Source organism: Dietzia sp. HMSC21D01 (assembly GCF_001815995.1).
GTDB lineage: Bacteria > Actinomycetota > Actinomycetes > Mycobacteriales > Mycobacteriaceae > Dietzia > Dietzia cinnamea.
The window spans coordinates 12,148-24,597 of the sequence record NZ_KV823892.1 but is presented as its reverse complement, the minus strand read 5'-3'; the positions used below and the strand labels follow the sequence as shown (position 1 = coordinate 24,597).

Genomic DNA, 12,450 nt, shown 5'->3' with positions numbered 1-12,450 from the left:
GGGACGGGGTCACGGCGCGTCGGCGGTGTTGACCATCATCGCGGCGGCGCGGGTGAGGTAGTCCACCAGCGCGGCGCGGTGCTCGTCGCCCAGGGTGTCGCGGTCGATCGTCTCGACCGCCGCGAGCATGTGGGTGAGCCACGCGTCGTGGGCGGCGCGGTCGACGACGTACGGGTTGTGCCGCATCCGCAGTCGCGGGTGGCCGCGTTGCTCGGAGTAGGTGGTGGGGCCTCCCCAGTACTGCTCGAGGAACATCCGCAGGCGGTCCTCGGCGGGGCCCAGGTCCTCCTCAGGGTACATCGGGCGCAGCACGGGGTCGTCCGCCACGCGGCGGTAGAACTCGTGGACGATCTTCCGGAACGTCTCCGCCCCACCGACCTCGTCATAGAACGTGCTGCTGCTCATGCCCTCCATGATGCCTGCGCGGTCACCCGAGGGCCGCCGGGGCGGACACCCGCGGGCCCCCGCGCAGGTGGTGGAGCCACCCCGCCCGCGTCACCCTCCGCCCCTGACCTAGGCCCGTGCCCGCCGCGCCCGGCCCCGCCCTCGGCTCGTGAGTCGATATGGACGCACTCATGGCGACTTTGGATGTAACCAGGGTGGTGAACCGGGCTCTGGACCTACATGGTTACGTCCAAAACCCGTGGGTCAAGCGGTCAGACCGGCGCGGTTCTCCCGAGCGCGGCGTCACGGAGCGCAATCGGCGCCGCCCCCGCCGCGGCTGATCCCGGCAGGGCGGCCCGGCGAGCCCGCTCGCCTGTAAACCGCGCGAAGAGTTCACCGAAGGTGCATCATCGTTGCAGGCAAGGTTCACTGCGGGCCCGGTCGGGAATGGTGCACTGGGCTCGGAGCAGACGAGCGGAGACCGACCATGGGCACAGCAGTGCGCGAGAACTCGGAGTACCGACAACGGGGGGCTCGATCCCCGAAGCGACTTGAGCCGGTCCCGGACCGGCCGGTCCCGCTCGCGTCGGCGCCGCGCGTGCTGCTGCTCAACGCCAGCTACGAGGCACTCACCGCGTTGCCGGCCCGCCGAGCCGTGGTGATGCTGCTGGGCGGGAAGGCCGACGTGGTGCACGAGCATCCGGTGGAGGTCGTGGTGCGGTCGGTGGATACCTCGGTGCGCGTGCCCTCCGTCATCCGGCTCCGTGAGTACGTCCGGATCCCGTACCACTCGCAGGTGCCGATGACCCGCGCCGCGCTCATGCACCGGGACGGGCGCCGCTGCGGCTACTGCAACGCCAAGGCCACGACCGTCGACCACGTCGTCCCACGCAGCCGTGGGGGAGCGCACAACTGGGAGAACTGTGTCGCCTCGTGCGCACCGTGCAACCACCGCAAGGCGGACAAGCTCCTCTCCGAGCTGGGCTGGGAGCTCAAGGTGCCGCTCGTCGCCCCGCGTAGTCGAACGTGGAGGCTCGTCTCGCAGTTGCGGGAGATCGGCCCGTACTGGGAGGACTACCTCTACCTCGACGCCGCCTGATCCACGGCTCCGCGTCCCGGGGCCTCGGGTCAGGCGGGCGCGCCGGGACGCCCAGCCGCCCCCGGCGATGACGTCTCGCCCGCCCCGCGGTGCGCGCATGCCGCCATGGCGAGGGGCGGCTGTGGCCCGGTGGGTTAAACGCCGGTCAGTCGGCCTCGGCGGCGTCGACGGCCCGGGCCTTGAGCGCGCGGGTCATGTCCGCGGTCTGCTCGGCGATGATCCGACGCAGCGACGACGGCCGCGACTCGTCGGCGATCACCTGCTCGAACCGCTCCACGGTCTCGCCGTCGACCGCCCAGGAGGGGAAGATCCCCTCGGCGACGGTCTGCGCGAGGTCGCCGGGGCGGGCCTTCCACAACGCGGTGACGTCGTCGAGATAGCGCTCGCACAACCCGGTGAGCAGGTGCTCGTGGCCGGGCAGATCCAGCCCGAGGAGCGTGGCGCGGACGATCGCGTTGGTCGGGGCGTCGGCGCCTGTGGTCAGGATCAACTCCTCCGCTTCCTCCTTCGCGGCGACGGAGGGGCGAGCCGCCCGGGCGGTGGCGGCCCTGCGCGCCCCGCCGGCCGTGTCGTCGGCGGCGAGTTCGGCGTCGATGCGGTCGACGCCCTCGACGCCCGCTGCGACGAGCGCCGTGAGCACGGTCCAGCGAAGATCGGTGTCGACGACGAGGCCGGGCAGCCCCGCGTCCTCGGCACCCGCGTCGAGGAGCGTCCCGAGCACACGCTGCTGATCGATCCCGATCGGGCACGCACACAGCGCGGTGAGGAACGCGAGCTGGTGATCCGAACCCGGTTCCGCGTCGCGGGCCGCGGCGAGCATGGCCCCGGAGAACGTCGCCCACCCGGTTGCGGCCGCCCAGTCCGGGTCGGCGTAGCGCGCCAACGCGGTCTGCGCCTGGGTGAGCACACGCTGGACGACGCCGATCTGGGACTCGCGCGGGACGGCACGCGAGACCACCTCGACGAAGCGGCGGGCCGGGAGCCGCGCCTCCCGCGTCATCTCCCACAGCGCCGACCAGCAGAGCGTCCGCGCGAGCGGGTCGACGATGTTCTCCAGAGAGTCCAGGACGGTGGCCAGCGACCGCTCGTCCAGGCGGACCGAGCAGTACGTCAGGTCCTCGTCGTTGGGCAGGACGAGGTCGGGCACCGGTTGACCGGCCAGGTCGGCGACGACGGTCCGCTCGCCGGTGACGTCGAGTTCGGCGCGGGCCGTCCGCACGAGCGCGCCGGAGTCGTCGCGGTTGTACAGGCCCACCCCCAGGCGGTGGGTGCGCAGCTCGCCGGCTCCCGGCGCGGCGGGGCCCTGGAGCACCGACAGCTCGGAGATCCGGGCGCCCGCGCCGCTGCCGGAGGTCGACACCTCGACGGAGATCGGGTTGATCCCCGTGGTGCGCAGCCACTGGTCGGCCCAGCCGGACAGGTCCCGACCGGAGGACTCCTCCAACGCGGACAGCAGGTCGTCGAACTCGGCGTTGCCGAACGCGTGCTCGGCGAAGTACGCGCGCAGGCCCGCCAGGAAGGGCTCGCGCCCGACGTAGGCGACGAGCTGCTTGAGCACCGAGGCGCCCTTGGCGTAGGTGATGCCGTCGAAATTGGCCTCGACCGTCTCCAGGTCGGTCATGTCCGCGGCGACGGGGTGCGTGGACGGCAGCTGATCCTGGCGGTAGGCCCACGACTTCTCCACGTTGGCGAACGTCGTCCAGGCCTCGGTGTACTGCGTCGCGTCGACCTGGGCGAGCACCGAGGCGAACGTGGCGAACGACTCGTTGAGCCACAGGTCGTCCCACCACCGCATGGTCACGAGGTCCCCGAACCACATGTGGGCCATCTCGTGCAGGATCGTCTCGTTGCGCCGCTCGTAGCGGTAGCCGGTCACGCGGGAACGGAACACATAGTCCTCGAGGAACGTGACGGCACCGGCGTTCTCCATGGCCCCGGCGTTGAACTCGGGGACGAAGATCTGGTCGTACTTGCCGAACGCGTACGGCAGCCCGAACTCGCGGTGGTAGAAGCCGAACCCCTCTTTGGTCTCCGCGAAGAGGCGGTCGGCGTCGAGGTACTCGGCGAGCGAGGCGCGGCACAGCAGCCGCAGCGGGATGGTGCCGTGCTCGTCGGTGTAGGCGTCCTCCACCACGTGGTACGGGCCCGCGATGAGCGCGACCAGATAGGTGGACATGATCTCGGTCGGCGCGAAGCGGTGGACCACGCCGCCGCCCTCCGCCGGTGACTCCTCGGCCAGCGTGTTGGCCACCACGACCCACTTCTCCGGTGCCGTCACCGTGAGCGTGTACCTCGCCTTGAGATCCGGCTGGTCGAAGCAGGCGAAGACCCGCTTGGCGTCCGCCGTCTCGAACTGGGAGTAGAGATAGACCTCCCCGTCCGCCGGATCGACCATCCGGTGCAGGCCCTCACCGGTCGTGGTGTACGCCAGATCGGCGTCCACCACGAGCTCGTTGGACTCCTGCAGGTCCGGAAGGGTGAGGCCCTCCTCGTCGTCGTACCGGTTCTCCTCCCCGGCCGGGAACAGTTCCCGGCCGTTGAGGACCGCCGACCTGATCACGGCGGACCGCAGGTCGATGAAGGTCTCCGCGCCCGGGCGCGCGCAGGAGAACCGCACCACGGTGCGCGAGCGGAACGTGCCGGTCCCGGGCCCGCCACTGCCGTCGGTGAGGTCGATCTCCACGTCGTACGACTCGACGCTGAGCAGGTCCGACCGCGCGGCGGCGTCGGCGCGGGTGAGGTTGAGCAAGCGCATCAGTGGGACCTCGGTTCGGTGGGGGTTCGGCTACCGCACCAGTCCTACCACCCGGACCCGACACATAAGCGCCAGTGGCGGCACGCGCGCCGGACGGGGAGGATGGGGACATGACCTCCAGTACGCAGTCCACCACCCGTTCCGTCGACTTCTGGTTTGATCCGCTGTGCCCCTTCGCGTGGGTCACCAGCCGCTGGATCCTCGAGGTCGAGAAGGTCCGTGACATCTCCGTGACGTGGAACGTCATGAGCCTGTCCGTGCTCAACGACGGCCGTGACCTGCCCGAGGACTACTTGGAGAAGATGAAGCTCGGGTGGGGCCCTGTGCGCGTGGCCATCGCCGCCGCCAAGCGCCACGGCCAGGAGGTCCTCGGGCCGCTGTACACCGAGATGGGCACCCGCATCCACGACCAGGGTCGTGGCGTCGAGGACCCGACCGTCATCACCGAGGCGCTCCAGGCGGCCGGCCTGGACGCCGACCTCGCCGCGGCAGCTGGGACCGATGAGTACGACGACGAGCTCCGCGCCTCCCACCACCGGGGCATGGACCCGGTGGGCGACGAGGTCGGGACCCCGGTCGTCCATGTCGACGGGGTGGCCTTCTTCGGGCCCGTCCTGACGCGCATCCCGCGCGGCGAGGAGGCCGGCAGGGTGTTCGACGGTGCCGCGCTGCTCGCTGGGTTCCCTTACTTCTTCGAGCTCAAGCGCAGCCGCACGGAGGATCCGCGGTTCGACTGAGCGGCACTGTCGGCACCGGTGCCCCGGGGGTGGGCGCACCCGGGGCGTGGCAGAATCGCCGCCATGCGCATCTACCTGGGAGCGGACCACGCCGGCTTCGAGACCAAGAACGTCATCGCCGAGCATCTGAAGGGCTCCGGCCACGAGGTCGTCGACTGTGGCGCCCACACCTACGACGCCGAGGACGACTACCCGGCGTTCTGCATCGACGCCGCCCGGAAGGTCGTCGCCGACCCGGGCAGCCTCGGGATCGTCCTGGGCGGGTCCGGCAACGGTGAGCAGATCGCCGCGAACAAGGTGCCCGGCGCCCGTTGTGCGCTCGCGTGGAGCGTGGAGACCGCCCGGCTCGCGCGTGAGCACAACAACGCGCAGCTGATCGGCATCGGCGGGCGTATGCACTCGCAGGAGGAGGCGCTGGCGATCGTCGACGCGTTCCTCGACCAGGAGTGGTCGGGAGCCGAGCGACACCAGCGGCGCATCGACATCCTCGCCGAGTACGAGCGCACCGGCGAGGCCCCCGCGGTCCCCGGCGCCTGAGCTCCACCGCGCTCGAGTCCCGCCGCGCCTGATTCCCGCCGTGTCTGAATCCGCCGATCCAGGGCCTCACCGTGCCTGAGGGGCACACCCTCCACCGGCTGGCCCGCCTGCACACCGAGTACTTCGCAGGCGGGCCCGTCCGTGTGTCCAGCCCCCAGGGCCGGTTCGCGGACCATGTCGTGGTCGACGGACGGTACTTCGAGCGCGCCACGGCGGTCGGCAAGCACCTCTTCCACCACTACGAGGGCGGCCTCGCCGTCCACGTCCACTTGGGCCTGTACGGGTTCTTCGACACCCACCTGGTCCCCGAGGGCGAGGCCCCGCCGGCTCCGGTCGGGCAGGTCCGCATGAGGGTGGGTGCGATCGCCGACGGCGGCCCCGCACACTGGGTCGACCTGCGCGGGCCGACGCGGTGCGAGGTGATCGCCGAGGCGGAGGTCGGCGACGTACGCGACCGACTGGGCCCCGACCCCCTCGACCCGGACGCCGAGCCGGAGCGCGCCTGGGCCCGGATCTCGCGCAGCGCGCGGCCCGTCGGCGCCCTGCTCATGGACCAGAAGATCCTGGCCGGCGTCGGCAACGTGTACCGCGCCGAGGTGCTCTTCCGACACGGGATCGACCCGTTCCTTCCCGGCAGGGAGCTCGATCGCGCGCAGTTCGACGCCGTGTGGGACGACCTCGTCGCGCTGATGGAGATCGGGGTCCGGACCGGAGCGATCCACACCATCCGTCCCGAGCACGACCACGGCGACGTGCCGAGGCGGGGCGCCGACCGGCCGCGCAACTACGTCTATCAACGCGACGGCTGGGAATGCCGGGTGTGCGGGGACGAGGTTCGTCAGCAGGCGATGGAGGCGCGGACCCTGTACTGGTGTCCCACCTGCCAACCGGGTCGTCGCGGCGGCTGACCGGGCGGGTCGAGGGTCGGCGAACGCGGTTCGGCAGAACCGGGCGGGGCGCCGGCCCAGCCTCCGGGAGGGGGCCCGCTGCCGGAGACGCAGCCGCGCGCGACCATGGCGTCTGGCGCGCACCGGGGTAGGGGCGAGACGCCATGGCGAGGGGCGGCTGCGGCTGGGCCGGTCAGGCAGGCGCGCGAGACGCCGTGGCGAAAGGCGGCTGCGGCTGGGCCGGTGAGGCAGGCGCGCGAGACGCCATCTGCGGGAGCGTCTGGGCCCCGGCAGAAGAGCATGGACGAGAAAAGCCCCGAGCCGTCGGTGGGGACGGGCGGGGCTCTCTGTGGAGCGGGTGACGGGAATCGAACCCGCGTATCCTGCTTGGAAGGCAGGGGCTTTACCATTAAGCTACACCCGCGTCGGCGGCCTGACCTGGGGTTTTCCCCCGGGTCCCGCTCACGCTGTGACAACACTACCGGACGCCACGCGACGCTCCCAACTTCCGGGCCGATAAGTCGGAATCGGTGCCGAGGTCGGCCTGTCGTACACTGGGCGAGTTGGTTTGGCGGCCCGGCGGATTTCCCGTGCGTGACAGCGGGGTGGTCGGCCGCGCGACCCACCGGGATGTGGCGCAGCTTGGTAGCGCATCCGCTTTGGGAGCGGAGGGTCGCAGGTTCGAATCCTGTCATCCCGACCAGCGGAGCCGAAAGACACGAACCCCCAGAAGACTTCCTAGGAGAACATCACCGTGAAGAGCACTGTCGAGCAGCTCAACCCGACCCGGGTCAAGATCACCGTGGAGGTGCCGTTCGCGGAGCTCGAGCCGGACTTCGCCAAGGCCTACAAGTCGCTCGCCGGCCAGGTCAACATCCCGGGCTTCCGTCCCGGTAAGGCCCCGGCCAAGCTCCTCGAGTCGCGGATCGGTCGCCCGGCCGTCCTCGAGCAGGTCATCAACGACATGATCCCCGCGCGCTACAGCCAGGCCGTCGACGAGCACGAGCTCGTGGTCCTGGCCCAGCCGGAGATCGAGGTCACCAAGCTCGAGGACAACGACGTCGTGGAGTTCACGGCCGAGGTCGACGTCCGCCCGGAGATCACCCTGCCGAAGTTCGAAGACCTCGAGGTCACCGTTGAGGCGCCCGAGACCGACGACGCCGCCGTCGACGCCGAGCTCGACAACCTCCGCGCCCGCTTCGGCACCCTCAAGGGCGTCGAGCGTGGCGCCACCAAGGGCGACTTCCTGTCCGTGGACCTGGCCGCCACCGTCGACGGCGAGCCGGTCGAGGACGCCTCCACCGAGGGCCTGTCCTACGAGCTCGGTTCGGGCACGCTCATCGAGGGGCTCGACGAGGCCGCCGAGGGCCTCAAGGCCGGCGAGTCCAAGGAGTTCACCTCCTCGCTCGTCGCCGGTGAGCACGCCGGCAGGGAGGCCGTCATCACGGTGACCGTCCAGTCGGTCAAGGAGCGCGAGCTCCCCGAGGCCGACGACGAGTTCGCCCAGATGGCCAGCGAGTTCGACACGCTCGAGGAGCTGCGCGCCGATCTCACCGAGAAGGTCGCCCAGCAGGCCAAGGCCGGCCTCGCCGGGGAGATCCGCGACAAGGTGCTCGACGCCCTCCTCGAGGCCACCGACGTCCCGACCCCCGACGCCCTCGTCGAGGCCGAGGCGCATCAGCAGCTGCACTCGATCTTCGGCGATGCCGCGCACGACGACGACATGATCAACTCCATGCTCGCCGCGGAGGGCACCGACCGCGAGACCTTCGATGTGGAGACGCTCGAGGCCACCGCCCGTGCCATCCGTAGCCAGCTCCTGCTGGACGCGGTCGCCGAGGAGGCCTCCACCGACGTCTCGCAGGAGGAGCTCACGCAGCACATCCTGTTCCAGGCCCAGCGCTACGGCATGGACCCCAACCAGTTCGTGCAGCAGATCCAGCAGGCCGGCCAGCTCGGCTCGCTGTTCTCCGACGTCCGCCGCTCCAAGGCCCTGGCCGACGTGATCCAGCAGGTCACCGTCAAGGACGCCGAGGGCAACGTCGTGGACACCTCCGAGTTCTTCGGCACCCGTGAGGACGCCTCGGACGAGGACGCCGCCGATGAGGCGACCGACTCCGCCGACGAGTCGCGCGAGGGCACTGACGCCTGATCGGTACGCCCAGTCGCACCCGGGGGCCGGGGACCACCACGCGTGGTCCCCGGCCCTCTCCTCGTCAGGGGCTGCCCCGGCGGAGAGCGGGGTCGGCCGACGCTGAGAGCGAACACCCGCCCCGGCGGGACGGTTCCGTCCCCGGCGTTGGTTAGTGTTTGACGTAACGGTTCCCCGGCCACCGGTCGGCCGGGCGCCGCGCGAGCGGTGAAGACGATGAGCGAAGGTAGGTTCCCCGTGGCCCAGAACGGTTCAGCGGCTCAGCCCGGTTCGACACAGCCCGCCCTCAACTCGCCGGGGTCCCACGGACTCACTCTCGGCGACTCGGTGTACGAACGTCTCCTGCAGGAGCGGATCATCTTCCTGGGCTCCCAGGTCGACGACGACATCGCCAACCGCCTATGCGCGCAGATGCTCCTGCTCGCCGCGGAGGATCCCTCCCGCGACATCGCGATGTACATCAACTCGCCCGGCGGCTCGGTGACGGCCGGCATGGCCATCTACGACACCATGCAGTTCGTCGAGTGCGACGTGGCCACCTACGGCATGGGGCTGGCCGCCTCGATGGGCCAGTTCCTGCTGGCGGCCGGGACGAAGGGCAAGCGCTACGCCCTCCCGCACGCCAAGATCATGATGCACCAGCCGTCGGCCGGCGTCGGTGGCTCCGCCGCGGACATCGCCATCCAGGCCGAGCAGTTCGCGGCGACCAAGCGTGAGATGGCCGAGCTCATCGCCTTCCACACCGGTCAGTCGTTCGAGCAGGTCACCGAGGACTCCGACCGCGACCGCTGGTTCACGGCCGAGCAGGCCAAGGAGTACGGCTTCGTCGACCACGTGATCTCGCGTGCGTCCCAGTCCGGCGGGTCCTCGCCGTCGTGATCGAGTCCTTCCCCGGCGGGAGCGCTCCCGCCGACCGTCCAGTCCCGCACACGACCACGGAGTCCCCGATGACCTCACTGCCGTCTTCGCGCTACATTCTCCCGTCCTTCGTCGAGCACTCCAGCTACGGCGTCAAGGAGTCCAACCCGTACAACAAGCTCTTCGAGGAGCGCATCATCTTCCTGGGTACCCAGGTCGACGATGCCTCGGCGAACGACATCATGGCCCAGCTCCTGGTCCTGGAGGGCCAGGATCCGGACCGCGACATCACCATGTACATCAACTCGCCGGGCGGCTCGTTCACGTCGCTCATGGCGATCTACGACACGATGCAGTACGTGCGCCCGGACGTCGTGACGGTGTGCCTCGGGCAGGCCGCGTCGGCCGCGGCCGTGCTTCTGGCGGCCGGCACGAAGGGCAAGCGGGCAGCGTTGCCCAACGCCCGCATCCTCATCCATCAGCCGGCCACCGGCGGCATCCAGGGTCAGGTCTCGGACCTGGAGATCCAGGCTGCGGAGATCGAGCGGATGCGTCGTCTCATGGAGACGACCCTCGCCCGGCACACCGGTCGTGACGCCGACCAGATCCGCAAGGATACGGACCGCGACAAGATCCTCACGGCCGAGGAGGCCAAGGATTACGGCATCATCGACACCGTGTTCGACTACCGCAAGCTGTCGGCGGGCAACTGACGCGGCGGCGGCGCGCCGCTCGGGGGAGCGGTGGGCCGTCGGGTGCAATGAACTGATCGCGCGGGGCGGCTTTCGTGGCCGCTTCCGCGTACCGTCGACTACGGGGCGTGACATCGGCGCCCCCGGAATGCGAGGACGTAGAACTCATGGCGCGTGTGGGTGAGAGCGGCGACCTGTTGAAGTGTTCCTTCTGTGGGAAGAGCCAGAAGCAGGTCAAGAAGCTGATCGCCGGTCCCGGGGTCTACATCTGCGACGAGTGCATCGAGCTGTGCAACGAGATCATCGAGTCCGAGGTCGACGAGTCGCAGGAGGCGGGTCTCGACGCGTTGCCGAAGCCGGCCGAGATCCACGCGTTCCTCGACGAGTACGTGGTGGGTCAGGACGCGGCCAAGCGCAATCTCGCGGTGGCCGTCTACAACCATTACAAGCGTATCCGCGTCGGCGCGGCCCTCGGGCGTGGTGACGGCGTCGAGCTGGCCAAGTCCAACATCCTCATGCTGGGCCCGACCGGCTGCGGCAAGACCTACCTCGCGCAGACCCTCGCCAAGATGCTCAACGTGCCGTTCGCGATCGCGGACGCCACGGCGCTGACCGAGGCCGGGTACGTGGGCGAGGACGTGGAGAACATCCTCCTCAAGCTCATCCAGGCCGCGGACTTCGACACCAAGCGCGCCGAGATGGGCATCATCTACATCGACGAGGTCGACAAGATCGCCCGCAAGGCGGAGAACCCGTCGATCACGCGGGATGTGTCCGGCGAGGGCGTCCAGCAGGCGCTGCTGAAGATCCTCGAGGGGACACAGGCGTCGGTGCCGCCGCAGGGCGGGCGCAAGCACCCGCACCAGGAATTCATCCAGATCGACACGTCCAACGTGTTGTTCATCGTGGCCGGCGCGTTCCAGGGTCTCGAGAAGATCGTCGGCGACCGGGTGGGCCGCAAGGGCCTGGGCTTCGGGGCGGAGGTGGCCAGCAAGAACGAGTTGGACACCACGGACAACTTCTCGGAGGTCATGCCCGAGGACCTGGTCAAGTTCGGCCTGATCCCGGAGTTCATCGGGCGCCTGCCCGTGGTGGCGACCGTGACGAGCCTCGACCGCGAGGCCCTGGTGAACATCCTCGCCGAGCCGAAGAACGCGCTGGTCAAGCAGTACGCCCGCCTGTTCGAGATGGACGGCGTGGAGCTCGAGTTCACGCAGGACGCGCTCGAGGCAGTGGCCGATCAGGCGATCCTTCGCGGCACCGGCGCCCGTGGTCTGCGTGCGATCATGGAGGAGGTGCTCCTGCCGGTGATGTACGACATCCCGGGCCGCGACGACGTCGCCCGCGTGGTGGTCACCGGCGAGACGGTGCGCGACAACGTCCTCCCGACGATCGTCCCGGTCTCCGAGGAGGAGCCCCGCGAGCGCTCGGCGTGAGCTGACCGGCCGGCGGGTGGAGGAGATCCCCGCCGTGATCGAGGCGATGGAGGGCGTAGTGGCCCGCGGCCGCTTCGCCAAGGCCGCCCTCGAGATCGCGATGTTCGACGCGTGGGCCCGGTCGTCGGACGTGCCGGTTCGCTCGCTGCTCGGCGGCGCGGTGCGTGATTCGATCGAGTGCACCTGGGCGCTGGGCGCCATGCCGCTCGAGGAGATGGTCGCCGAGATCGACGAGCTGCTGGCGGCGGATCGTCACCGCAGTTTCAAGGTGAAGATGGGCGCGCTGGAGCCGGCGGAGGACGTGGCCCGCATCGCCGCGCTCGCGGATCGGCTGAACGGTCGCGCCGGTCTGCGGGTGGACATCAACGCCCGTTGGGACCGGTTCACCGCCAATGTGCATCTGCCCGCGTTGGTGGAGGCCGGGATCGAGCTCATCGAGCAGCCGACCCCCACCGAGCAGGTCGAGGTGCTCGCCGAGCTCAACCGGTCGCTGCCGGTGCAGTTCATGGCCGATGAGTCGGTCCAGTCGCCGCACGACGCGCTCGAGGTCGCCCGTCGGGACGCGGCCGGGGTAATCGCGGTCAAGACCACCAAGCTCGGTGGGCTCACCCGCGGCAAGGAGGCCGTGGCGGTCGCCCGCGCAGCGGGGATCGCCTGCCACGCGGCGACGTCCTTGGAGGGGCCGATAGGCACGGTCGCCTCACTGCACCTGGCCTGCGCGGAGCCCGGCTTCAACTACGGCTCGGAGCTCTTCGGCCCGCTGCTGCTGGCCGAGACGTACGTCACCGAGCCGATCCGCTACGAGGAGGGCCGCGTACACCTCCCGGAGGGACCGGGCCTGGGCGTGGAGCCCGACCACGACGCGGTGGAGCGGTTCACCCGCCGCTGATGACCGCCCCGACCCACCACTGAC

Annotated in this window: 10 protein-coding genes, 2 tRNA genes and 1 pseudogene; 10 read left to right on the top strand and 3 right to left on the bottom strand. The window is 70.2% G+C overall.

Annotated elements, in window-relative coordinates; translation table 11 throughout:
* Positions 1-9: 9 nt before the first annotated feature.
* Positions 10-405, bottom strand: a complete 396-nt coding sequence (locus HMPREF3086_RS07940) for a globin (RefSeq protein ID WP_061228510.1) — start codon at positions 403-405, stop codon at positions 10-12.
* 466 nt (positions 406-871) lie between these two features.
* On the opposite strand from HMPREF3086_RS07940, the gene HMPREF3086_RS07935 reads away from it, so the two are divergent.
* A complete protein-coding gene (locus tag HMPREF3086_RS07935; protein WP_070721201.1) occupies positions 872-1,483 on the top strand; it encodes an HNH endonuclease in 612 nt (203 codons plus the stop codon).
* Positions 1,484-1,628: 145 nt separating this feature from the next.
* Here the strand turns inward: HMPREF3086_RS07935 and pepN are convergent, their stop codons facing one another.
* Complete coding sequence (pepN, locus tag HMPREF3086_RS07930) at positions 1,629-4,238, bottom strand: aminopeptidase N (RefSeq protein WP_070721198.1); 2,610 nt, start codon at positions 4,236-4,238, stop codon at positions 1,629-1,631.
* Between the two features lie 110 nt (positions 4,239-4,348).
* Between pepN and HMPREF3086_RS07925 the strand changes: the two genes are divergently transcribed.
* The 3 genes from HMPREF3086_RS07925 (at position 4,349) to HMPREF3086_RS07915 (ending at position 6,420) form a co-directional block, all read left to right on the top strand.
* The gene (locus HMPREF3086_RS07925; protein ID WP_070721194.1) at positions 4,349-4,975 is read left to right on the top strand and encodes a mycothiol-dependent nitroreductase Rv2466c family protein; all 627 of its coding nucleotides are present in this window, start codon (positions 4,349-4,351) and stop codon (positions 4,973-4,975) included.
* A 63-nt stretch (positions 4,976-5,038) separates the two neighbouring features.
* Positions 5,039-5,512: a ribose-5-phosphate isomerase gene (locus HMPREF3086_RS07920; protein WP_007626676.1), complete on the top strand. Its 474-nt coding sequence runs from the start codon at positions 5,039-5,041 to the stop codon at positions 5,510-5,512.
* A 71-nt stretch (positions 5,513-5,583) separates the two neighbouring features.
* Positions 5,584-6,420, top strand: coding sequence for an Fpg/Nei family DNA glycosylase (locus HMPREF3086_RS07915; RefSeq protein ID WP_070721190.1), 837 nt, complete (start codon positions 5,584-5,586; stop codon positions 6,418-6,420).
* A 329-nt stretch (positions 6,421-6,749) separates the two neighbouring features.
* Here the strand turns inward: HMPREF3086_RS07915 and HMPREF3086_RS07910 are convergent.
* Positions 6,750-6,823, bottom strand: a tRNA-Gly gene (locus tag HMPREF3086_RS07910).
* Positions 6,824-7,025: 202 nt separating this feature from the next.
* Between HMPREF3086_RS07910 and HMPREF3086_RS07905 the strand changes: the two genes are divergently transcribed.
* The 6 genes and pseudogenes from HMPREF3086_RS07905 to HMPREF3086_RS07880 form a co-directional block, all read left to right on the top strand.
* Positions 7,026-7,102: transfer RNA gene (locus HMPREF3086_RS07905), tRNA-Pro, on the top strand.
* A 51-nt stretch (positions 7,103-7,153) separates the two neighbouring features.
* Complete coding sequence (tig, locus tag HMPREF3086_RS07900; protein ID WP_070721187.1) at positions 7,154-8,551, top strand: trigger factor; 1,398 nt, start codon at positions 7,154-7,156, stop codon at positions 8,549-8,551.
* 237 nt (positions 8,552-8,788) lie between these two features.
* Positions 8,789-9,430 carry an ATP-dependent Clp protease proteolytic subunit gene (locus tag HMPREF3086_RS07895; protein ID WP_007626671.1) on the top strand — a complete coding sequence of 214 codons (642 nt, stop codon included), beginning with the start codon at positions 8,789-8,791 and terminating at the stop codon, positions 9,428-9,430.
* 68 nt (positions 9,431-9,498) lie between these two features.
* On the top strand, positions 9,499-10,122 hold the full coding sequence (locus tag HMPREF3086_RS07890) for an ATP-dependent Clp protease proteolytic subunit (RefSeq protein WP_007626669.1): 624 nt from the start codon (positions 9,499-9,501) through the stop codon (positions 10,120-10,122).
* A gap of 146 nt (positions 10,123-10,268) precedes the next feature.
* Entirely contained in the window at positions 10,269-11,537 is a 1,269-nt protein-coding gene (gene clpX / locus HMPREF3086_RS07885) for an ATP-dependent Clp protease ATP-binding subunit ClpX (RefSeq protein WP_007626667.1), read from the top strand.
* A gap of 1 nt (position 11,538) precedes the next feature.
* A pseudogene (locus HMPREF3086_RS07880) lies at positions 11,539-12,426 on the top strand (muconate/chloromuconate family cycloisomerase); the annotation flags it as partial.
* Positions 12,427-12,450: the final 24 nt, after the last annotated feature.